Below are 620 nucleotides of genomic sequence, written 5' to 3'. Positions count from 1 at the left end.
TCGATGAAACAACCTTACCCATGAAGGGAAAACGGAAACCAAACGGCCATCAGGAACGTCGGGGAAAACAGGCCTTCAAGCGGAATATCGCTGAAAGGGAGAATGATTACCCGACATTCAAGGAAGAATTTGGTCATGTCGAAGGCGATACCATTGTCGGTGTCCATCACAAAAGTGCCGTCATAACCTTGGTCGAACGTCTCTCCAAAGTCATTATCACCTTGAAGCCCGATGGGCGGAAGGCAAGTGACATCGAGCATACGATGAACAAGTGGTTTGAAGCGATTCCCAGACATTTATTTAAGTCCATCACCTTTGATTGTGGGAAAGAATTTTCCAATTGGAAAACCCTGAGCAACCAACATGACATCGCTATTTATTTCGCTGATCCTGGAACGCCATCACAGCGTGCATTAAATGAAAACTCCAACGGATTGCTGCGAAAAGATGGGTTGCCAAAAGAAATGGACTTCAACCAAGTGGACCAAGCCTTTGTTTCATCGGTTGCAAACAAGCGAAATAACATCCCACGAAAATCCTTGGCATACCAGACGCCACTGGAAGTATTTTTGAGTTACCTAGACGAATCTACTTTGTCTAGCTTAAATTGACAAATCAAA

The 620-nt window shown here is 44.4% G+C and carries 1 protein-coding gene; it reads left to right on the top strand.

Annotated features, from left to right (window positions below; translation table 11 throughout):
- Positions 1–611: IS30 family transposase (locus ACTVAI_RS11835; protein WP_443486749.1), on the top strand; the 611-nt coding region annotated here is incomplete at its 5' end.
- Positions 612–620 lie beyond the last annotated feature (9 nt).

The organism is Jeotgalibaca sp. A127 (genome assembly GCF_052266745.1).
Lineage (GTDB): Bacteria > Bacillota > Bacilli > Lactobacillales > Aerococcaceae > Jeotgalibaca.
This window is presented reverse-complemented; position numbering and strand designations above follow the sequence as displayed.